Genomic DNA, 21,887 nt, shown 5'->3' with positions numbered 1-21,887 from the left:
TCCAAAATGGAGGAACGGATCCAGGCTCTTGAAGGCGTAGAAAGCGCTACCATTACTTTTGCGACAAAACAGCTTCGCTTAGGGGCTGCAGATCCAGACGCTCTGCTTCCGCAGATCCGCAAGATCTGCACATCCATTGAGTCTGAAGTTAAAGTTGTTCCGAGAAATCCAGCTCCGGCAGCTTCCACTGACACAACAACTAAGACCTATCTTCTGGAAAATCTGGGCTGCGCTCACTGCGCTTCCAAAATGGAGGAACAAATCGCAAACCTTGAAGGCATTTCCGAAGCAACCATCACTTTTGCAACAAAACAGCTTCGCTTAACTGCAAAGAATCCGGACCGATACCTGGATCAGATCCGTAAGATCTGTACATCCATTGAATCCGAAGTTCTTGTAAAAGAAAAGGATCCGAAACCAAAGGCTCAGTCCACAAAAGCAGTGACTCACCCAACCGCTTACAAGAAGAAATTTTTCTCCAGGGAAAACGTAGATATCATCTGTATTATCATCGGTGCAGTACTCTTCGTTGCCGGAGAGATCATGGAACACAAAGGCTTCGGCACCAGTGCCACTCTTCCTGTATTTGTGATCGCATACCTGGCACTTGGTGGTGTTATCGTTGTAAAAGCTGCCAAAAACATCTCTCACGGACAGATTTTTGACGAAAACTTTCTCATGAGCATTGCAACACTTGCCGCTTTTGCCATCAATGATTCCGCTGAGGCCGTAGGCGTTATGCTCTTCTACCGCATCGGAGAGCTTTTTGAGGAAAAAGCCGTTGAACGAAGCCGCGGACAGATCATGGATGCCGTAGACCTTCGTCCGGAAGTAGTAAATCTAGTCACGGGCGATGATATCCAGGTAATTCCCTCTGAAGAGGCTCAGATCGGAGACATTCTTCTGGTCCGTCCCGGAGACCGCATTCCTCTTGATGGTATCGTAATTGAGGGAAACAGCCGTATCGACACTTCTCCGATCACAGGAGAGCCTGTACCGGTTGCTGTAAATGAAGGTGATGAGATCACTTCCGGCTGCGTCAACACCTCCGGACAGCTTAAGATCCGCGTGGAAAAACCTCTGGAAGAATCCATGGTCACTCGTATTCTGGATTCCGTAGAAAACGCGGCAGCAAGCAAACCGAAGATCGACCGCTTTATCACACGCTTTGCCAGGGTTTATACTCCTTGTGTTGTAGGAATCGCAGTGGCAACTGCCATACTCCCATCCCTTGTTACCGGAAACTGGCATTACTGGATCTACACAGCTATTACTTTCCTGGTAATGAGCTGCCCTTGCGCTCTTGTACTTAGTATCCCGCTGGCCTTCTTCTCCGGGATCGGTGCCGGTTCCAAAAAGGGCATCCTTTTCAAGGGTGGCCTTTCCATCGAAGGATTAAGTAAGCTCGGCGCTGTGATCATGGATAAGACCGGCACTATCACAGAAGGCAACTTCCAGCTTCAGAAGGTTGTTGCCACCGGTAAATACACGGAAAATGAACTCCTTTCCATGTGTGCAGGCTGTGAACAGAACTCCACACATCCTATTGCGAACAGCATCGTTGTTGCCGCAAAGGAACGTGAGATCCAATTTGAAAAACCGATCTCCCTGGAAGAAATTTCCGGTCACGGGATCGTTGCGGAAATGCCGGAGGGAAAAGTTCTCTGCGGAAATCGCAAGCTGATGGATAAATTCGGAGTTACAATCGGAGAATTAAAGGAAGCCGCTTACGGCTCTGAAGTATTTATGGCAGTAAACGGAACCTTCGCAGGATATATGCTGATCTCCGATACCATCAAACCTGACGCAAAGGAAGCCATTGCTTCTCTGAAAAAACTTGGTCTCCACACTGTTATGCTTACCGGAGACTCCGAAGACAGTGCACAGGCTGTAGGAAAAGATGCCGGGATTGATGAGATCTATGCAAAGCTTCTTCCGGAGGATAAGCTCAATGCCCTGAAAAAGGTCCGCCAGGCACATGGAACTGTTATGTTTGTTGGTGACGGTATCAACGACGCTCCTGTTCTTGCAGGTGCTGATGTAGGCGCTGCCATGGGAAGCGGTGCAGATGCTGCCATTGAAGCCGCAGATGCCGTATTTATGAATTCCAATGTAGATGCGATCCCTCAGTCCATCACCATTGCACGAAGCACAAACCGTATTGCATGGCAGAACGTAATATTTGCCCTGGTGATCAAGATCGCAGTTATGATCCTTGGTCTTGCCGGACATGCCAACATGTGGATGGCCGTATTTGCAGACACTGGCGTTGCCATGATCTGCGTGCTGAATTCCATTCGTATCCTGTATAAAAAATAAGATCCGTTCTGCAGGGCAGATATCCTGCAGCGGATCCATACAACTCCCCAGTGATGCAGAAAAGAATTTGACCGGTGCGTTTTTTTCAGCTACAATAGAAGTTAACAGTTTGGAGGATGCGCAAATGAAGAAAACACATATAGATTACCCGATCAATGATGATACACTGTACCGGCTTGCCGACCTGTTCAAGGTTTTCGGTGATCCTACCAGGATCCGTATCCTGTACGTACTTTCTGTAGAAGAGCTCTGTGTTCAGGATATTGCCGATCGTCTTTCCATGACCCAGAGTGCTATTTCACATCAACTCCGGGTACTGAAGCAGATGTCACTGGTCAAATTTCGAAGAGATGGAAAAACCATTTACTACTCCCTGGCAGACAGCCATGTGGCAACCATCATGAATCAGGGACTTGAACACGTTACAGAAGAATAACCCATAAAACACAATGAAAAAAGCCAATCCGCTTCCTAATGGAAGAACAGATTGGCTTTTTTCTCTGCCTTACTCGTACATCATTTGTATTTATCCCTTGCCCTGTGGTGAAGCACCATCGCTCCGTATGCAGGCATCTTCACCTGAAGAATCCCTGCATCTGCAATATATTCTTCCGGCATTTCCGTATAACCCTCTCCGGAAGAAAGCATCAGGCGCTGAAAAGCCGTTGCTTCTTTCCGGCTTACACCGGTTTTCCAGGCTGTTACCCTTATGTCTCTCTCCTGATCCTGATTATTGAGGATCACTATGATCTGTTCAGAATCAGAAAAACGACCATAGCTCAAGCCCTGATGATCGTTCCACAGAAATTCCAGGGACCCCTTTGCAAGAATCGGATATGCCTTGTGTATGCAGATCATACGTTTGTGAAAGTCCAGCATCTCCTGGTCTTCTTTTCCCCAGGGATAAGTTCTGCGGTTATCCGGATCTGTAAAGCCGCAGACACCGGCTTCATCCCCGTAATATACCGTGGGCGCACCAGGCCACGTCATCTGGATCACAACAGCCTCTCTCATGATAGCAGGATTGATACCTGCAGATGCTGCCTCTGCGCCTGCGTAGGAAAGCCTTCCCACTCTGTGATTGGTTCTTGTCAGAAATCTGGAATGGTCATGGTTTGAAAGCTCATTCATGGCTCCATAAAGCGCTCCCATATGCAAAGACTGCATATGATGCTTCATCGCCCCGATAAAGGCCTCACTGTTGCCATAAAGGTCCTCCCGGTACTCATCACTGTGCTTCTCCATTCCGGTCAGGAACCACGTTACAGGCTCCATAAAAGCATCATAGTTCATAACTGTATCCCACTCATCACCGCGAAGCCAGCTTTCCGGATTTCCGTAGTGTTCTGCAAGGATCACTGCATCAGGATTGGCTTCTTTTACTGTCCTCCGGAACGCTTTCCAGAAGTGATGGTTAAAATCATTGCTGTGGCCCAGATCTGCAGCTACATCCAGTCTCCATCCGTCTACGTTATACGGCGGCGAAACCCATTTTCTGCCCACATCAAGGATCGTCCGGCAAAGCTCCTCAGATTCTTCGTAGTTCAGCTTTGGCAGGGTATCATGGGTCCACCAGCCGTCATAGGTTGGATTATAGGGCCAGCGGTTCTGATCCTGAAAGCAGAAGAAAGAACGATAAGGGCTGTCCGCCGAAACATAGGCCCCCTTTTCGTAGCCTTCCTGATTTTCGTAGATCCGTTCCCTGTCCATCCATTTATTAAAGGATCCGCAATGGTTAAATACCCCATCCAGGATCACTTTCATTCCTCTTCTGTGAATTTCCTCCACAAGCTCCTGAAAAAGCTTATTACTGGCCTCCAAATTCCGTTTATTGGTCACACGGCGGATATACTTAAGGGCATGACTGTTGTCACTGTCTCCGGGACTTAACAGACCATCACAGTCCTCTACGATCCTTCCGATATGCGGATCGATATGATCGTAATCCTGACAGTCATACTTATGGTTGCTGGGAGAGACAAAGATCGGATTCAGATAGATCACATCCACTCCAAGCTCCTGAATATAATCCAGCTTATCCATAACTCCCTGAAGATCGCCGCCATAAAATTCCCGGACACCCATCACAGCCGGAACCTTTTCCCAGTTATCCACTTTTACGGAAGTGTCCCCGATATAGAAATATTCCCCTGTTTCCACATCATTGGAAGGATCTCCGTTACAGAAACGATCTACATAAATCTGATACATCACAGCACCCTTCAGCCACTCAGGCACATGATATCCGGGATAGATCTCAAATTCTGTCCTTTCCTCATGTCTGGTGCTTACACCATTTGTATCATAATAACAGGTAACAAGTCCTGAATGAATCTCAAAGTAATATCGTACAGGATTTTTTCCCATTACGATCTGTGCAGTATAATAATCAAAGCTTCCGGAAGTTTTTTCCCACTTCATTTCCAGATATTCTCCGTCATGCACAAGACAGACGTTGTCCACATTATTTCTCTGGGTACGAAAACGGATCGTAACTGTATCACCTTCCCGTGGATCCACAGGTGTACGGTAATATTCCGTCCCGTCACTGAACATTGCGTCTTTATTTAATACCGGACTCATATTGAGTATATACCGCATCTTCTTTGCAGTCTCCATGCTTTCATATAACATTCTATTTTCCTCATTCCGTTTTTAGTACCATGTTTTTAAATATATTATCTTAATTTTTTCCATCCCGCAAGCATATATATATATATGTTTTCTCCGTAATTCGCCTTTTATTTTTGGGCAGTAAAAAAGGCAGCTGGTTATGGAACATCACCCAATTTTCCCTTATTTTATGCGGTTCACGGTACCTTACCTACTGCTGTCCAACCTGACATAGTCACCGTTGCTGCAAATACACTACTTTTTTGGCTAGTAATTCCAGCTACGGCTCTCGGTTTGTAGTATGAATCCATTGTTGTTGTAATTTTCTTATGTCCCAAATCTCGGGCAACCTCCGTCACTGGCACACCTCCATCTAATAACACACTTGGTGCTAGAATATAAATAGTATAAGTCAAAATGAGAATCCCTAATTACAAATTTTATGGTACTATGTAGTTACCGCACTGAAGGAGGATCTCATTATGGCAAAGCACTATGACAAACAATTTAAATTGGATGCAATCCAGTATTATCATGATCACAGAGAATTAGGATTGCGGGGTTGCGCTTCAAACTTAGGAATCAGTCATCAGACACTGTCTCGCTGGCAGAAAGAACTGCGTGATACCGGAGACATTGAGAGCCGTGGTTCCGGCAACTATGCTTCTGATGAAGCAAAAGAAATTGCACGTTTAAAGCGTGAACTACGTGATGCACAGGATGCACTTGATGTATTAAAAAAAGCCACCAACATTCTGGGAAAATGACGGAAGCCATTTACCTCAAAGTTACTGAGAAGGCAGAAGCAGCCCGCAAGGCTAAACGCCGTGTTTCTGTCTCCGGAATGTTGAAAATACTTGGCGTTTCACGTTCTGGTTATCGCGCATGGCTGAAACATGTTCCTTCCAATGCTGAAAAGCGTCGGGAATCAGTAAAAGCCAAAATCAAGGCTATTTAGGTAGTGTAAATTATTCTGTGTAAACCTCTCAGATTGATGATAAAATCATAGGTTTATAGAATAATTTACACTACCCAGGCATGCGTTGGATTATATTCTACACCGACTGCGGAACAATATCATACCATGTTGTCAGAACATTTGAATTCAATTTCTGCATCTTTTTTATCTCACGAGATGCTTTATAAATATCTGTTTCCAAATATTCTTGTGGCAACAATGATACTTTTTTCTTTGTCCGTTTCATTGCTAAAGGATTTGATTTTTCCCCTTCAATCAATTTCAAATAGTTAACATATAATTCCGGACAGTTATTTTTCAACAATGCTGGTACAGTTGGATATACAAGCTTGTTAATAATATCCAATGCCCAATAACTTCGTACTGTCATATCTACTGGATTCACATATACATGATTATAATAATCAATGTCAATGATGCAGCCATGAATCCATCCACGCCCACCAATTTTTCTAATTTCATCGGCAATACTTTCCTGATAAGCTGTATATTTTTTCAAAGGTGTTTCAATAGATGCAATCATTGAATCCATATTATCATAATAATAATTCACATCTTTCACATCTAATTTTTTCAATGCTCCACCATTCAATATCGCCAACGAACCTGTCTTTGTTTTATGAATAAAGCAATAATACCCATTCTTTTTCAACATATAAAGAATATTAACTTGCCTATTGAATGTCATTGATATATTCTTTCCACGAGAAAAATCTTGATATTCCTGAGATGTAATTTCATATATGCCATCTTCATAGTCACCAAAATAATCATACTCTCCATCCATCAAAAAATTCTTCAGATACGGACTTTCATTTCTGTACCCAATCTGATTATCAGCATATATCCTTTTTACACCATCGTCAAAGAACATATTCCTATGTGTATGACCACTGACATATACAAAATCATCATGACAATTTGCATCTGCACACCAATCTTTCTTTGGTGTATGCGTAAAGATGACTGTATTTTTCCTTGCTAACACATCTGTCAATTTATCATATAACTGTTCAAACTTTTTACTCTCCTGAATCTCTGTATTTCTATCAACAGTTTCTCGATACACACCATCATTTGCATTGAATTCTTCATTGTAACCAGAGAATCCAAGACCACCCAAAATCACCAATCTTGTACATCTCAATTTTTCCAGAATAGCCTGATTATCTAACTGTATCAATTCATTATATGGAATAATCCCCATGTCATCAGATTCATTTCTATAAAACAAATCATTATGCAATAAGTACATTCCATTTTCCTTTAATACGGTTCTGTATTTATCAACAATCTCATCCACTGACAGTCCCGGAAAATCCCATAGTTCATGATTACCAAGAACAAATACAAAATTTCGTCTTCCTGAGCCAGCTGATTTTCTAAGCATTTTCACAAACAATTCAAATAGCGAAAATTCTGATGACATATCTCCACCGATAAGTGTTAAATTCGTACTTTCAGCCAAAATGTCATCAATAATTTTTTGTATTGTAAAAACAACATCTTCCTTTGATTTACATCCTGCATTTTTAATTCTATGCATTAAATGTAAATCAGAAATGTAGCTAATTCTGTTAGAATCCCATAAAAACATACTTCCAAGATTTTCGAAAAGTATACTGCTGTCAGATGCAACAATTTCCCTTGACAATTGTAATACCAATGCCGTTTCTTCTTCATTCTTTTCAACTGTTGGGAACTCACCAATGAGTTTTTCATCATAATCATATGTTTTATATTGAACATTAAATTGTTTGCATAATTCACTGGTCATTTTCACGTCACTCAAGTTAATTCCGTCTATATCGGAAAGATTTTTCATGCCAGTACAGAATAACATATCTGCACCAGATAAATCGCCTTTCAAAAATGTCACAAAATCAAAGAAATATGGAAATCTATGTACCTTCTGTTTTACAATTTTTTTATCTTCATTACTCCAAAATTGACATACTGCAAATTCCCCATTCTTATATACTTTCAATACCTTGCAACTCAGATTTGCATCTTCATTAATCGGTAATTTTGTTGTATCATCAGTTATATATTTTGAAAAATCATCATTCAAATCAATGGCTCCTGATAAGTCACAATTTGTCAAATTACCATTTCTATACTTGATAAATTCATCGAATGTCTCAAAAGCTCGACATACATCTACACTATGCCACTGATTCAAAGTTTTTCTGCCTTGGTAGCTATAATAGCGATACACTTTTGTTTCTTCACAATAAAAATGTGTTGCTCTATCAAAATAACCTACTACAGTCTTCTCAACATCCTGATTTTTCAAGTCTTCCACAAAATCTTTTACTTCTTTTTTTCGCTTCCTATTGGTTGTAATCGATCCTTGTGAAAAATCATATTTATCAAGAATGACTTCTGGCGTATGAATCAAGCACAAGCCCAATACTACATTACCACCAATATAATAATCCTTTGACAGATATTCCATAAGCACATCCAAATGCTTTTTGTTACACTGAGCATCAAAAGCATACTGGAAAAAGAAGAATTCTACACATTTATATTGTGAAACCGTTGATTTTTTATAATTACCGCATACCTTTTTGAATTGTTCATATGTATCACAAGTATTGAATTTATCCAACCACTGTTTTACGCATTTCTTATTTACTTTTTCACAACGCTTATATGATTCAATTTCATCCTTTGACCATTCACACAAATAATCATCTACGGTTTCTGTCACAAAACTTTTTACTTTTGTCAATCGATCTATATCAAGATTAAGATTTTGGGAAAATTCATCTTCAAATGCATACTGATAATAACAAGCATCTTCGTATATATCACCATCCAAAAATCCATAATATTCCTCAAAAGAATCAAAGGTCATCTTATGCATCTTGAAACAAGATTACCTGACGACTCTTTATGAAACCAATCTTCTTCTACAAAAAATGTTTGTGTGATTACATCAAAACCTCGATGACCGCTTTTTCTCAATCCCAATTTTCTTTCTGCTTTTACAACATTAGAATCTAAAGCAAATTTTTCTGGAACATTTCTCACTTCCAATTCTCCGCTTTTCAATTCCTTAATAATACGCTTTGCTTCTGGACTTACCCTTGCAGACTTCGATACAGCTTTCAAGTAATACACCCCTTTTCTTATATATTATATCTGTATGATATAATATACACTATACTCTTCTTTTACAACATTACAACTACTTTGCTATTAATCTATATACACGTATGTCACTAATGGTCTCCTCATATTTCTCATAAAACCAAACATAAAAGGCTGTGACACAAAATTTACAATATCACAACCTCTTAATATCCCTTCTATATAATACTATTATACTTTTGAAATCATTCAAAATTTCAGATTTTACCCTTCACAGCAATCGATACATGTCCATTTCCTCTATTAGGCTTATATGGACCAAAACATACGATTACTTTTTTACCTGGTTTGATATAATAATCAAAATCCGAATAATTCATTTTCATAATTGGTCTATACCCTGTTCTAGAGATTTTTCTTGCATAAGTGTCCGCTATCTTTTTCTTAACAGACGATCTCTTACCATAAACTACATCTTGAATCCCCATTTTCTTGCCATCTCTTAATCGATAAGTTAAGCCATATTCACTTGTATTACCAACACCTCCGGCATACCAACTACTCGTAAATTTAAAACAAACATATCCCTTTTGATTATATGTAACTTTACATTTATATGTACAGTAAATATAATTATGTGATGACTTTTTTAAAACCTCAAAGTAATCAAACAATCTTCTTTTATATTTAAATGTATTCTTGTAATCAGTCATGATTGACTTGTTAATTTTCTTTATGGCAGCACTCTTCCCCTTCAATTGCGGAAGCTGATAGAGATATTCTGCCTTATGATCTTTATACTGTTTTATTTGTCTTTTGTTAACAATTTTATATGAAGCTTTTGATGCCGCAGACACTTCTGAATAATTCTCATAAGACGTCAACGAAAAAATGAGTCCTGCTATACAGCATATCAATAACACTTCTTTTAAAATATTTTTAATCTCTTTCATACATTCGATCCTCATTTCTTGAGTTTTTCACATATTTTTTCTTTAGCCCCACAAGAAATCTTGTGGGGCAATCATTCTTTTAGCATTACTTACTTATTAAAATCGTTCCTTCATGGTCTTTAACAATATTTACTTTTCTATCCCTTGTATTTCTCATCTCACTTTATAGCTGTTTTATGTCAAAAGACTTTATATGATTATTTTATTCTTGTTTTTCAACATTCTCAATGGTTAATAGAAAATATAACCATTTTTTTAACAAATACATTAAATATAAATCTATGATACTACAAGTCTAAAACAATTCTCTTTCATTATCATTTCGATTGTCTCGGTAACCAATAATCAACTATTGAAGCAATAGAAGCATATCTTTTGTATTCACTTTCAGCCTCTTTCCATAGATTATATTCTCTTTTTTCCTCAGGAGTCATATTCACTGGACTTTTGCACTTCAAATCTTCATTGTGATATACAGCAATTTCCATATCCATAATATCCATATGCAATTCGATTAACTGTTCGTAAGATGCTTCTATATTAAGGAAGCAAGGAATTTCATCTATTAACCCTAATTTATATAGATTGTAATCCTCAGCTATGATTTCAGTTCTCCACTCTGGTCGTAATTCCGAAAGCAATAATCTATACTTTTCGGCTTCAGATTTTGGAATATTTTTAATTACCATTACATCACCCATTCATTCTCTCTAAATATAGTATTATAACTGCTATAAAAATCTTATTCATCTTCTTCATTATCATCATCAATATCTGGTAATTCACCACTATTATTCCCAAATGCACAATTTACGCCAATAGCAGCCCCAACAACCCCTGCAACTGCAATGACTGCAATTAATGCTTTAGATCCCATTCTTTCATAGAATTTTTTATTTCTTAAATCAAGCTCAGCAATTTTGTCTGCAACTGCAATCATGTCCTCTGTAATCGCTTTTCTTTCCTCTTCTGTTATTTCATCTTTTTCCAATTTCTTTGCATTTGCATCCAATATGGTCTGATATCCATGAACAGCAGCCATGTGACCTTCATGGTTTTTCTCAAGAATATTATCACATATATGCATATAATTCGCGATTAATATTTTCCCAAAATCTGCAAATTCAGGAAATTGATTTATTATCGCAATGGCCACATCTTTATCCATATATGGAATCATTGAAGCAAACTGCATCAACTTATCCTTAGACACATTCCTAAAAGAATCTATTTTCAAAGCTTTTTTAACCGCTTCCTCTGTCACATATCTTTTTCGAACTATTTTCCCCATATAATGATGCCTCCTCACCTTACCTCATAATTATATTTTAACATACCACTATAAAAATAGACAGCGTTCCGTCTATTTTAACGCTAATCTATATATCTCTTATCTGATATTAACAATGAGTGTATCCATATGAATAATTTAATCACGGATGAAAACCAACTGTAGTCTGCCAGGCAACACTTTTCTTTTTATTACCATTTTTTGGCTATTATATAAATGAGACTGCCCTCAACTGCAGGATTTACTATAAATGTTCTATCATCAATTATCATATTTTACCTCTCCTGGACATTAATAATACTTTGTCTACATACTCTTTCCATTCTTCAAGGCAGATATCTCTCTGTCTATTCCTGCTTTAATGCCTTGTAATTCGCCCTATTTCGGCTTTTATCTACTCAAACGTAACTTACATATTTGCAGCATATACGAGGTATTTCAAGCCCTCACAAGCAGTTCTTTTCTATCTCGTATAAAATATTTCATTCACGTCTTATCTCCTCATATATACTATACAAAATTATCTGAGAAAAAAACAGCAGCACTGACCACTTTTTATGGTCAACACTGCTGTCCGTGTTTAAGGGGGGGGCTGTCCACCTGCTGTCCACTTTTATTAGCCGTAGCCAAAAGGCCTGTTTTAGACAAAGTAAAAAAGACAGCTGGTTAGGCTGCCTTTTTTGGAGAAGGTATTTCTTCTTATGGGGTGTAGCAAAAACTATATAATGTATTGGGGGGTTTTTACGGTATTTATAGTACCATGTGTCCACCAAAAAGTGTGCACAAAGTTCACAAAATTCAATATATTTTTTTGTGCATTTTATTCGTTTGTTTTTGCAACCTCTTCTTTTTCTGTTGTAAAAAGTGCTTCGAACTCTTCACGATGTATCTTTTCCTTCTCGAGAAGAAGGGCCGCACAGCTGTGAAGAACGCCGATATTCTCACGGATGATGCTCTCTGCATTCTCATGGCACTCACGGATGATACGGGAAATCTCCCCATCAATCTCTCTTGCCACTTCCTCACTGTAGCCTCTGGTATGTGCCAGATCACGGCCGATAAATACCTCATCGTCATCGTTGCCGTAAGCGATCAGACCGATTTTTTCAGACATGCCGTATTTCATTACCATAGAGCGTGCAGTCTCTGTGGCACGTTTGATATCATTGGAGGCACCGGTGGTGATATCTCCGAAGATGATCTCCTCAGCCACACGTCCGCCAAGAAGCGTGGTGATATCCTCCAGCATTTTGTTCTTTGTATTAAACATCTCATCATTATCCGGCAGCGGCATGGTGTAGCCGGCAGCTCCCATTCCCGTAGGAATAATGGAAATGGTGTATACCGGATCCATATGAGGAAGTACATGGAACAGGATCGCATGGCCTGCTTCATGATAAGCTGTGATCTTTTTCTCTTTATCAGAGATGACCTTGCTCTTCTTTTCTGCACCGATCCCAACCTTGATGAATGCTTTCTTGATATCCTTCTGCATGATATAAGGACGACCCTCTTTTGCAGCATCAATGGCAGCTTCGTTAAGAAGGTTCTCCAGATCTGCGCCTGTAAATCCTGCGGTTGTCTGGGCGATCTGGCGAAGATCCACATCATCTCCCAGCGGTTTGTCCTTGGCATGGACCATAAGGATCTCTTCTCTGCCCTTGACATCCGGGCGTCCCACACCGACTTTACGGTCAAATCGTCCCGGACGGAGGATCGCAGGATCCAGAATATCCACACGGTTGGTCGCTGCCATTACGATGATTCCTTCATTTACTCCAAAACCATCCATCTCTACAAGAAGCTGGTTCAACGTCTGTTCTCTCTCATCGTGGCCGCCGCCCATACCGGTTCCCCTTTGACGGGCTACCGCATCGATCTCATCAATAAAGATGATGCACGGTGCATGACGCTTGCCCTCTTCAAAAAGATCTCGTACACGGGAAGCACCGACACCAACAAACATCTCCACGAAATCGGATCCAGAAATGGAGAAAAACGGAACTCCGGCCTCTCCTGCAACTGCCTTCGCGAGAAGGGTTTTACCTGTTCCCGGAGGGCCCACAAGGATCACTCCCTTCGGGATCCTGGCACCTACCTTCGTATACTTCTGAGGGGATTTCAGGAAGTCAACTACCTCCTCCAGATCCTCCTTCTCCTCCTGAAGACCTGCAACATCTTTGAATGTTACTTTCTTATCATCAGGGGATGACATCCTTGCTCTGCTTTTTCCGAAGTTCATCATCTTCGCATTGCTTCCGCCGCCTCCGGACATCTGCCGGTTCATCATCATAAAGAAAAAGATAAGGATCGCGCCGGTAAGCACTACCGGAAGTACCGTTCCGATCATGGAGCTGTCCTTGGGTACATTGCGGATCGTCGGATCGATACCATGTTCTTCAAGAAGCTCCTCCGCTTCCTTTACATCGGTTACGTAGACTGTCTTCTGACCGTCTGAAACAATGTTTGCTGTTACATAACCGGTGGGCACTTCTCTGTTCTGATGGATCACCGCATCCGTCACTTTGTCTTCTTCCAGAGCCTTTTCCAGCTGGCCCATTGTGTAGCTGCCCTGGGTAGATACCTGGTCATTGAGATACAGATATCCTGCGATCAGTGCCACAATAAGCAGAAGGTACAGGCCTATCTTACCTGAATGCTTGCTCACTTGGTTAAATCTCCTTTCAGTCCTGAAGCTCCACTACTCCGATGTAAGGAAGGTTTCTGTATTTCTGGGCATAATCAAGTCCGTATCCTACTACAAACTCGTCCGGAATATTGAAGCAGCAGTAATCTACCTCTACATCTGTCACACGTCTCTCCGGTTTGTCAAGAAGTGTACAGAGTTTGATGCTTGCCGGATGTCTGCCCTTCAGGATACGCAGCAGATAGCTTAAGGTTCTGCCTGAATCAATGATATCCTCTACGATCAGAACATCTTTCCCTTCCAGTGGCTGATCCAGATCCTTGACGATCTTTACAACACCGCTGGATTTCGTATCATCACCGTAACTGGACACAGACATGAAATCCAGTGTTACCGGGCGTGTGATCCTCTTGGCAAGCTCACACATAAAGAAAACGCCGCCTTTCAAAACGCAGATCATGTGTACATCTTTTCCTTCATAATCCTTGTTGATCATGTCTGCAACTTCCTGGATACGGGCATCTACCTCTTCTTCACTGAGTAAAACCCTGATTTTTTCGCTCATGCTAAAGCTCCTCCTTGGTAATGTAATTCTAACACTCTCCCTGTAGTGGAAGTGATCTTATACTTCTCGTTCATCCGTCCTCCCGGGATCCAGAGTATCTCAGATCCTGCCGCAACAACCGGAATCCTGTCTCTCATCTCCGCCGGAATCTTCTCATCAATAAAGATCCGGTTCAGCTTCTTTTTTCCGCCTTCACTGTTTACAGTAAGATAATCTCCCTGTCTTCTGGTCCGAACGCATGGACTATCTTTTATTTTATCATAATCAAACCATTTCGTATACTTTTTTTCTTCAATCTTCTGTTTCTTATAAGAAAAAATTTTCGACTCAAAAACTCCGAAAGGACTTTCCAGAATCCCAGGTACCGGAAGCTCCATAGACATTTCTCTGAGACCTGCCGATACTTTTTTTTCAGTGGAAGCAGCGTTCTCTCTGTCTGATGCAGAGTTGTTTTTCAGACATACCCCTCCATACTGTCGTATTACCCGCAGCGATTCCGGAAGGTTGATATAACGACCGTTTTCTTTTTTTTGAAGCGAAAGGACCTGGTCCACATGAAGAGAGGTAAAGTCCTTACGTTTTCCTGCCAGTATCTCAAATGCCTCCATCACCGCATATTCCTGAAGGATAGGATCCTGTGCAAAAAATTTTTCATCCAGAAGATAGCCATTTTCTTTCCGGCAGCTTGCCAGAAGCTCCCTTCCCTTTTTCTGAAGATACGAATCTGCTTCTGCCAGAACCCGTGCGGTTTCTGCCATATGCTCCACCGCTTTTGCATTGATCTTCTGTTCCATAGCCGGAAGAATATGGTTACGGATCCGGTTTCTTGTATAGTCATCTGAAAGATTGCTACTGTCTGTGATATAGGAAATACCTCTCTCCTTCAGATAATTGACGATCTCCTTCCGTTCTAAACACAAAACCGGCCGGATGATCTCACCGTTTACCGCCTGTATCCCGGAAAGTCCCCGGATACCGGTTCCCCTTGCCAGATGATGCAGCATAGTCTCTGCCAGATCGTTGCGGTTGTGTGCCAGTGCGATCCGGAACTGTCCGTTCTTTTCTGACTGTTCCCCGGAAAAACCAAGTCTCTTTTTTTCCTCCTGAAACGCCTGTTTTCGCACGATCCTTCCGGTTTCTTCTTCTCCCAGCTTCCACTTTCCGGAAAGCTCCGGAACCGGATAATGCCTGGACCGGAAAGGAATTCCCCAATCCCGGCAGATTTTTTCCACAAACTGCTCATCCCGGTCCGCCTCCTGGCCCCGGATCCCATGATGGACATGAACCACTTCCATGGAAAAACCGATCTCTTTCTGAAGATTTTTCAGAATATGAAGCATTGCTATGGAATCTGCCCCTCCGGAAACCCCTGCCACAACCATATCCTCTGCTTTCAGCATCTGATGGTCTCTGATATATTTTCTTACACGTGTGATCATTTTTTCTCCTGTAACCAAAAATACTCTATTTTTTCCACAATCCTGCCACAACTACTGTCATATCATCCCTGGCATGATAATCGCTGTATCCCAGGACCCTTTCCAGTATTCCCCGTCCCATCTCCCTGGGCTCTTTTTCCCGGACATCCATAATGATCTCCTTCATAGTTTCTTCTTCCCGTTCTGCAGGAAGTGCATCCAGAACTCCATCTGTCATCATGATCAGATAATCTCCATGATAAAGCTTCCTTGATGCAGTATCAAAATCCAACTGCTGAACCAGGCCTGCGGCAAGATTTTCCGAAGCAATGGATTCCACCCAGTGATCTCTTTTAATAAATGTGGAAGACGCCCCTGCTTTCAGGAAATCACAAATCCCGGTATAAAGATCCACCGCACAGATATCGACAGTAGAAAACATCCCTTCCCGTCCTTTCAACAGCAATGCGGAATTCACCATTCTGGCAGCTGTCTCCTGAGAAAAGCCGGATTCCAGAAACTGTTCCAGAAGTTCTACCACGATCTCACTTTCTTTAAACGCTTCTATTCCGGAACCCATCCCATCAGACAGACAGAGAAAAAACCTGCCATCCTCTTCCTGACGACAGATATAATTATCTCCGGAAACTTTTTCCGCTTCTCTTGTAAGCCGCGCTACTCCGTAAAGCATCTGATAACTGACATCCTCCACAAAATGAACCATACGAAAATCTCCATTTACAATACTGCGGCTGCCGGTGTCCGGCGTCATGGAGCTTCCGCAGATTCTGGACAGGATCTGTGCGATTTCCGTCGTGGAGACACACTGTCCGCTCCTGGCTCTCAGATTCAAAAATATCTGCCGTCTTCCTTCGATCTTATCCATGACCCAGACATTTTTTACAAGTACATGCTTTTTACGAAGAGCCTTTTTCAGATCTTCCTGAAACTGCTGATCTGCCGGCATGATATCATACAGCTCTTCTGCCATATGATCCATAATCCTCGAGATCTCCGTCAGCTGCTGTGCAACTGCAAGCCGGCTTTCGATCATCCGGTTGTCCCACACGAGATTCTGCCTTTCTTCCCGAAATCCCTCATTCAGGACCTGAAAATACTGGGCGGAACGGCCACATGCTCTCATCCATTCACTGCGGGCTCTCTGGATATTCTCCTCATTGCCTTCCTCCATGGTACGGATCATATTCTCACTGCCCCGCATGGTTTCCCCCGCATGCTCTCCCCAGCAGATCTCTCTCTGATAACATCTGGAACATACAGCCGCACTGGTGTCCGATATGATACGGTTCAGCTGTCCTCCGCTCAAAAATTCCTTACGGTAAGGCATTCCGTAGAATGTATCCGCAAGCTTCCGGAAGGATGCTGCATACCGTTCCACTTTTTCCTTCTGGGGATGGCTTTCACAAAGCGGCAGCATTTCTTCTTTTTCCTTCGTTTTTCCCGAAAAGACAGTTTTTGCCATGTCCCGGAGTATCAGCAATATGCTGACTACGAGCATGGCAATGATCCATTCCTGCATATTTTCCCCTCCCCTTATAACCTTCACTGACTGAACATTATAAAGGAAGATCCCTGAAATATCTGTCAAAGCCGCACGAAAATGTCAAAAAAAATTTCGTCGAAACCTTTGATTTTCAGCTATTTTTCTTCCTGAAACACGATCTCGTTGTCTTTCACAAGTCCCAGCTTCTCACGAGCCGCCTCTTCCACATATTCGTCGGTCTTCATATATTCTTTCTCTGCTTCGATCTCCTTGGTACGTTCCTTCTCACTTTCAATCGACTTCTCCAGTGCTGTAGCTTTGGAATCATAATAATCCCTGCGCCGTTCCAGAGTCTTACTCTGCAGCATAAGGCTTCCCAGCAACACCAGTGCGATCACCATGATCCCCGCCATGCCAAGATAATTATATCCGATCCGTTTTTTTTCTTTTCCCTTTTTTGGATTTTTCAATCTGCTGCTCCTTTTTTACACGATCTGATCTCTTTACCTTTTACGAGCTTATACATCCAGATTTTACAACTTCTTCAAAAAAATATCAACCGGTTTGCTGTCTTTTTAGCTTTAATGGAACAGTCTTTTTAAAAGGGATCCTTCTTTTTTGTCTTTTTTCCTGCCAAGATAGGTAAGACTGTCGATTTTTCCCTCCAGGCTAAGCTGCCCGCTTTTCAGATCAAGATGTTTTACATGAAGTCCTTCGCCTTTTATGGATAACTTTCCTTCCTCTGTATGCAGCAGTATTTCTTTTTCATCGAAAGAGATCACCTCCCGGATTCCCGTTATGGTGCCACCTTTCTGCCGCTCCAGCATCAGACTGTGAAATGCTGCCGTTCTCTTCTCGTCCAATCCATACCTCCCTGGGGATGATTTCTCTTTTATTTTATGAAAAATCCATCCGGAATAGACCATCACGCCCAAACGGCAGCTGTCCCTGCATCAGATATAGCGGAACATACTTTCCACTTCATCTTTTTTTACCGTTTCCTTAACTTCCAAGACTTCAACCTTTACATTACGGCTTCCAAACTGAATCTCCACAGTGTCACCGGTCTTTACCTGTACAGAAGCCTTAGCCGGCTTGTCATTGACCAGAACTCTTCCTGCATCGCAGGCTTCATTTGCCACCGTACGGCGTTTGATCAGTCTGGATACCTTCAGATATTTATCAAGACGCATAATTTTTCCTCCTAAAAAAGCAGGGGAAACCAAAAACCGGTTTCCCCTGCCGTTATCACTCTGAACCAACAGATTATTTGCCGTTGACAACGTCCTTTAAAGCTTTTCCTGCTTTGAACTTCGGAGACTTGGAAGCCTCGATCGTCATGGTCTCACCAGTCTGAGGATTTCTTCCCTCTCTTGCAGCTCTTGTGCTTACTTCGAAAGTTCCAAATCCAACCAGCTGAATCTTCTCGCCTTTTTTCAGTTCGTCTGTTACAACATCGATAAAAGATTTCAGAACAGCTTCTACATCTTTTCTGGAAAGATTGGTGTCTTTCGCCATTGCTGCCACTAACTCTGTTTTATTCATGGTGTTTCCTCCTATAATTGATGTTCTCTTATTTTTGACTTTGCTTTATATATATACCGCTTTTGGCTTATAATGTCAAGGTTTTTCGCATATTACAGGCGGAATGTGACCCATTTTATTATTTCATGGAATCAACCATTTCAAGAACAGCCTTGCCCATTGCATCGGATTTCTCGTCTGCATCTGCAAGAGATGTTCCCTTAACGCCATAATAGAATTTAACCTTAGGCTCTGTTCCGGACGGTCTTACGCAAACCCATGCATCATCGGTAAGCTCATAGTAGAGAACATTGGAATTCGGAAGTCCTGTCGGCTTCTTCTCACCTGTTGCAAGATCTGTGATCTCGTCCAGCTTGTAGTCACGTACAGCAGTCACCTTATGTCCGGCAAACTCGGCAGGCGGATTCTGACGAAGTGTTGTCATGATCTCCTGGATCTTCTGAAGTCCCTCAATACCCTTCATGGTAACTGCCTGGATGGCATCCTTATAGTAGCCGAACTCCTCATACATATCGATCATTGCATCCCAGAGAGTCTTGCCCTGTGTCTTATAGTAAGCAGCAGCTTCGCAAAGTGCCATGGTAGCAACAATGGCATCCTTGTCTCTTGCATAGGTTCCGATCAGGCAGCCGTAGCTCTCCTCAAATCCGAAAAGATATGTACCCTTGCCACTGTTCTCAAATCCGAGGATCTGCTGTCCGATGTATTTGAATCCGGTAAGTACTTCGATAAGATTCACGTTGTATCCCTTGGCAATGGCATCTGCCAGGTTTGTTGTAACGATAGTCTTTACAAGAGCTCCGTCCTCCGGAAGGCTTCCGTTTACAGCCTTTCTCTGGCTCAGCTCATAGTTTGCAAGAAGGCATCCGGACATGTTGCCCGTAAGATCATGATACTCTCCGTTTTTGTCCTTTACGCGAACGCCAAGACGGTCTGCATCCGGATCTGTAGCAAGTACGATGTCTGCATCAACTTCCTTCGCAAGCTTCAGGCCAAGCTCAAATGCCTCTGCTGCCTCCGGGTTCGGATAGCTGACTGTCGGGAAATCCCCATTCGGAAGCTCCTGTTCCGGTACTACATATACATTCTCAAATCCAAGCTCCTTAAGGATCCTTCTGGCCGGAATATTGCCGGTTCCGTGAAGAGGTGTGTAAACGATTTTCAGGTTCTTGCCCTCTGCCTGGATCGCATCCATATGGATGATCTGTTTCTTAAGCTCTGCCATGTAAGCGTCATCGACAGCCTGTCCGATCACTTCGAAAAGTCCTGCATTTACTGCTTCTTCCTTATCCATGGTCTTTACGGTATTCCAGTCGGAGATTGCCTTTACCTCGCCCATGATACCGGAATCATGAGGTGGTGTGATCTGCGCGCCGTCCTCCCAGTAAACCTTGTATCCGTTGTATTCCGGAGGATTGTGGCTGGCTGTTACGTTGATACCTGCCACACAGCCCAGATGACGTACTGCAAAGGAAAGCTCCGGTGTCGGACGAAGTGTCTCAAAGATATAAGCCTTGATTCCGTTTGCTGCCAGGCAAAGTGCTGCTTCCTGGGCAAACTCCGGTGACATATGACGGGAATCATATGCGATGGCAACTCCCTGAGATTTCTTGTCAACCTTGGCAATATAGTTGGCAAGCCCCTGGGTCGCTCTTCTTACCACATAAATATTCATACGGTTGGTACCTGCGCCGATGATACCACGCAGGCCTGCCGTACCAAACTCAAGATCCATATAAAAACGCTCTTTGATCTCATTTTCGTCGTCTTTGATCGCTTTCAGTTCTTCCTTTGTCGCCTCATCAAAGTATGGGTTTTCAAGCCACTGATTATAGATTTCTTTATAATCCATGTTCCAAAATACCTCCCTGTTTCTTTATATAAGATACTTAGTATTATATAACAATTTTCAGAAAAAGGGAAGTTTTGTTTTCGTTACATTCAGAATCATTACTGTCTGAAGCACTGTTTTGAAAATTCCTCCCACTGTTTTTTCTGATAAATCAGGGTTCTCAGCTTTTCCACATTTTTTCCGGAGATCACAGCCTTGTTATGTGTATAATAATGATTTGCCAGTTTCCAGTATTTTTCCGGATAACAGAACCGGACTCTCAGGTTCTGCCACTCAGACTCTGAGAGCGGCCGCACGGAATCATATTCAGAAAGCATCTTCTGCGCGAGGTGCAGATCCCAGCTGTATTTCTCCAGGATTTTCCGCATAAAGCGGTACAGATCTGCCATCTGCACATCAAAGCTCCAGTGGCTGAAATTCGTCACCGCTGTGTTTTTCCCAAGCATCAGCACATTATGCTGATTATATTCGCCATGACAGATACTGCCGCTTTGAAGAGACTGCTGCCGCAGATTTTTATAATCCGTGGTTTCCAGCATAGCTGCCGCTTCTTCTCCTTTTTGCAGAAACCATTCCACGCTTTTCAGATAATCTTTCTCAAAAGAATTGACCGCTCCTTTTTTTCGGATAAAACGGCGTATTTTTTTCATTTCCTGATTATGCCGGATATATTCTTCCTGCAGATTTCTTCCCGCATAATCCATTTCCACAGGAAGCTGCATGATCTTGTGTATCTGTGCCAGAGTCCGGATGCTTTTTAAAATATCGTTTTCGGATCTCGTGTCACATTCCCGTCCCTCAAACCAGAACTGTGCAGTATATGGAACAGAATCTTTGTCCCTGCTTACCAGTACACCTTCCCTGTTTCTGAGATAGGCGTCCACAAGACAGTTCTGTTCCTTCATTTTTTCAAGAAGCTGCTGCTGCATGGAAAGCTTTTTTTCCGAGCCATGAAATTCCCGGAGTATCACCGGACCTTTTTCTGTCCGGCACAGAAGTGCCCCCCGCACCCTGACGGAGAATGAAGCCGTAAGCCCATACTGCTCCAGCACGCTCAAACCATAATCATACAAAAAAGTTCCCCCCTGCCTTATTTTACGTT

Annotated in this window: 20 protein-coding genes; 4 read left to right on the top strand and 16 right to left on the bottom strand. The window is 42.1% G+C overall.

All coding sequences use genetic code 11. From position 1 onward, the window contains the following. Positions 1-6 precede the first annotated feature (6 nt). Both MUB50_RS07085 and MUB50_RS07080 read left to right on the top strand, forming a co-directional pair. Entirely contained in the window at positions 7-2,319 is a 2,313-nt protein-coding gene (locus tag MUB50_RS07085; protein WP_244790311.1) for a heavy metal translocating P-type ATPase, read from the top strand. Between the two features lie 124 nt (positions 2,320-2,443). Then, positions 2,444-2,755 carry an ArsR/SmtB family transcription factor gene (locus MUB50_RS07080; protein ID WP_022427364.1) on the top strand — a complete coding sequence of 104 codons (312 nt, stop codon included), beginning with the start codon at positions 2,444-2,446 and terminating at the stop codon, positions 2,753-2,755. A gap of 80 nt (positions 2,756-2,835) precedes the next feature. Here the strand turns inward: MUB50_RS07080 and MUB50_RS07075 are convergent, their stop codons facing one another. After that, positions 2,836-4,953, bottom strand: coding sequence for a glycoside hydrolase family 13 protein (locus MUB50_RS07075; protein WP_118624023.1), 2,118 nt, complete (start codon positions 4,951-4,953; stop codon positions 2,836-2,838). Positions 4,954-5,414: 461 nt separating this feature from the next. Between MUB50_RS07075 and MUB50_RS07070 the strand changes: the two genes are divergently transcribed. Beyond that, complete coding sequence (locus MUB50_RS07070; protein WP_244790309.1) at positions 5,415-5,699, top strand: transposase; 285 nt, start codon at positions 5,415-5,417, stop codon at positions 5,697-5,699. Beyond that, positions 5,696-5,890, top strand: a complete 195-nt coding sequence (locus MUB50_RS07065) for a hypothetical protein (protein WP_118624027.1) — start codon at positions 5,696-5,698, stop codon at positions 5,888-5,890. Before MUB50_RS07070 ends, MUB50_RS07065 begins: the two co-directional genes overlap by 4 nt. A gap of 97 nt (positions 5,891-5,987) precedes the next feature. Here the strand turns inward: MUB50_RS07065 and MUB50_RS07060 are convergent, their stop codons facing one another. From MUB50_RS07060 to MUB50_RS06990, 15 genes are all read right to left on the bottom strand, one after another. Then, complete coding sequence (locus MUB50_RS07060; protein ID WP_244790307.1) at positions 5,988-8,774, bottom strand: metallophosphoesterase; 2,787 nt, start codon at positions 8,772-8,774, stop codon at positions 5,988-5,990. Further along, entirely contained in the window at positions 8,771-9,031 is a 261-nt protein-coding gene (locus tag MUB50_RS07055) for a hypothetical protein (RefSeq protein ID WP_244790305.1), read from the bottom strand. The genes MUB50_RS07060 and MUB50_RS07055 overlap by 4 nt, the downstream gene beginning before the upstream one ends. 236 nt (positions 9,032-9,267) lie before the next feature. Further along, complete coding sequence (locus tag MUB50_RS07050) at positions 9,268-9,963, bottom strand: hypothetical protein (RefSeq protein ID WP_118624031.1); 696 nt, start codon at positions 9,961-9,963, stop codon at positions 9,268-9,270. Between the two features lie 317 nt (positions 9,964-10,280). Continuing rightward, a complete protein-coding gene (locus MUB50_RS07045; RefSeq protein WP_118624033.1) occupies positions 10,281-10,664 on the bottom strand; it encodes a hypothetical protein in 384 nt (127 codons plus the stop codon). A gap of 41 nt (positions 10,665-10,705) precedes the next feature. Beyond that, positions 10,706-11,254, bottom strand: a complete 549-nt coding sequence (locus MUB50_RS07040) for a hypothetical protein (RefSeq protein WP_118624035.1) — start codon at positions 11,252-11,254, stop codon at positions 10,706-10,708. A gap of 820 nt (positions 11,255-12,074) precedes the next feature. Next, a complete protein-coding gene (gene ftsH / locus MUB50_RS07035; protein WP_118624037.1) occupies positions 12,075-13,922 on the bottom strand; it encodes an ATP-dependent zinc metalloprotease FtsH in 1,848 nt (615 codons plus the stop codon). A 16-nt stretch (positions 13,923-13,938) separates the two neighbouring features. After that, on the bottom strand, positions 13,939-14,466 hold the full coding sequence (hpt, locus tag MUB50_RS07030; RefSeq protein ID WP_118513120.1) for a hypoxanthine phosphoribosyltransferase: 528 nt from the start codon (positions 14,464-14,466) through the stop codon (positions 13,939-13,941). Beyond that, positions 14,463-15,905 (bottom strand): tRNA lysidine(34) synthetase TilS, encoded by a 1,443-nt coding sequence (tilS, locus tag MUB50_RS07025; protein ID WP_244790303.1) that lies wholly within the window; start codon positions 15,903-15,905, stop codon positions 14,463-14,465. Before tilS ends, hpt begins: the two co-directional genes overlap by 4 nt. Before the next feature lie 25 nt (positions 15,906-15,930). Then, on the bottom strand, positions 15,931-17,424 hold the full coding sequence (locus MUB50_RS07020) for a SpoIIE family protein phosphatase (RefSeq protein ID WP_118624041.1): 1,494 nt from the start codon (positions 17,422-17,424) through the stop codon (positions 15,931-15,933). A gap of 119 nt (positions 17,425-17,543) precedes the next feature. Next, positions 17,544-17,858: an FtsB family cell division protein gene (locus tag MUB50_RS07015; RefSeq protein WP_227752318.1), complete on the bottom strand. Its 315-nt coding sequence runs from the start codon at positions 17,856-17,858 to the stop codon at positions 17,544-17,546. Positions 17,859-17,969: 111 nt separating this feature from the next. After that, positions 17,970-18,251 carry a sporulation protein YabP gene (yabP, locus tag MUB50_RS07010; protein WP_173753898.1) on the bottom strand — a complete coding sequence of 94 codons (282 nt, stop codon included), beginning with the start codon at positions 18,249-18,251 and terminating at the stop codon, positions 17,970-17,972. Positions 18,252-18,341: 90 nt separating this feature from the next. Next, complete coding sequence (locus MUB50_RS07005; protein WP_015527118.1) at positions 18,342-18,581, bottom strand: RNA-binding S4 domain-containing protein; 240 nt, start codon at positions 18,579-18,581, stop codon at positions 18,342-18,344. Positions 18,582-18,654: 73 nt separating this feature from the next. Next, entirely contained in the window at positions 18,655-18,948 is a 294-nt protein-coding gene (locus MUB50_RS07000; protein WP_270427032.1) for an HU family DNA-binding protein, read from the bottom strand. 103 nt (positions 18,949-19,051) lie between these two features. After that, positions 19,052-20,785 carry a phospho-sugar mutase gene (locus MUB50_RS06995; protein WP_118624043.1) on the bottom strand — a complete coding sequence of 578 codons (1,734 nt, stop codon included), beginning with the start codon at positions 20,783-20,785 and terminating at the stop codon, positions 19,052-19,054. 98 nt (positions 20,786-20,883) lie between these two features. After that, on the bottom strand, positions 20,884-21,858 hold the full coding sequence (locus tag MUB50_RS06990) for a hypothetical protein (protein WP_118624045.1): 975 nt from the start codon (positions 21,856-21,858) through the stop codon (positions 20,884-20,886). Positions 21,859-21,887 lie beyond the last annotated feature (29 nt).

It is taken from the genome of Blautia sp. NSJ-140 (assembly GCF_022868965.1).
GTDB lineage: Bacteria > Bacillota > Clostridia > Lachnospirales > Lachnospiraceae > Blautia_A.
Note: the sequence above shows the minus strand (reverse complement) of the source record. Positions and strands in the feature narration are given on the sequence as shown.

Bases quoted from the DNA above. Each gene is read 5' to 3' on its own strand.
- MUB50_RS07085 (WP_244790311.1), top strand. From the start codon at position 7: ATGGAGGAACGGATCCAGGCTCTTGAAGGCGTAGAAAGCGCTACCATT.
- MUB50_RS07080 (WP_022427364.1), top strand. From the start codon at position 2,444: ATGAAGAAAACACATATAGATTACCCGATCAATGATGATACACTGTAC.
- MUB50_RS07075 (WP_118624023.1), bottom strand. From the start codon at position 4,953: ATGTTATATGAAAGCATGGAGACTGCAAAGAAGATGCGGTATATACTC.
- MUB50_RS07070 (WP_244790309.1), top strand. From the start codon at position 5,415: ATGGCAAAGCACTATGACAAACAATTTAAATTGGATGCAATCCAGTAT.
- MUB50_RS07065 (WP_118624027.1), top strand. From the start codon at position 5,696: ATGACGGAAGCCATTTACCTCAAAGTTACTGAGAAGGCAGAAGCAGCC.
- MUB50_RS07060 (WP_244790307.1), bottom strand. From the start codon at position 8,774: ATGACCTTTGATTCTTTTGAGGAATATTATGGATTTTTGGATGGTGAT.
- MUB50_RS07050 (WP_118624031.1), bottom strand. From the start codon at position 9,963: ATGAAAGAGATTAAAAATATTTTAAAAGAAGTGTTATTGATATGCTGT.
- MUB50_RS07045 (WP_118624033.1), bottom strand. From the start codon at position 10,664: ATGGGTGATGTAATGGTAATTAAAAATATTCCAAAATCTGAAGCCGAA.
- MUB50_RS07040 (WP_118624035.1), bottom strand. From the start codon at position 11,254: ATGGGGAAAATAGTTCGAAAAAGATATGTGACAGAGGAAGCGGTTAAA.
- hpt (WP_118513120.1), bottom strand. From the start codon at position 14,466: ATGAGCGAAAAAATCAGGGTTTTACTCAGTGAAGAAGAGGTAGATGCC.
- tilS (WP_244790303.1), bottom strand. From the start codon at position 15,905: ATGATCACACGTGTAAGAAAATATATCAGAGACCATCAGATGCTGAAA.
- MUB50_RS07020 (WP_118624041.1), bottom strand. From the start codon at position 17,424: ATGCAGGAATGGATCATTGCCATGCTCGTAGTCAGCATATTGCTGATA.
- MUB50_RS07005 (WP_015527118.1), bottom strand. From the start codon at position 18,581: ATGCGTCTTGATAAATATCTGAAGGTATCCAGACTGATCAAACGCCGT.
- MUB50_RS06995 (WP_118624043.1), bottom strand. From the start codon at position 20,785: ATGGATTATAAAGAAATCTATAATCAGTGGCTTGAAAACCCATACTTT.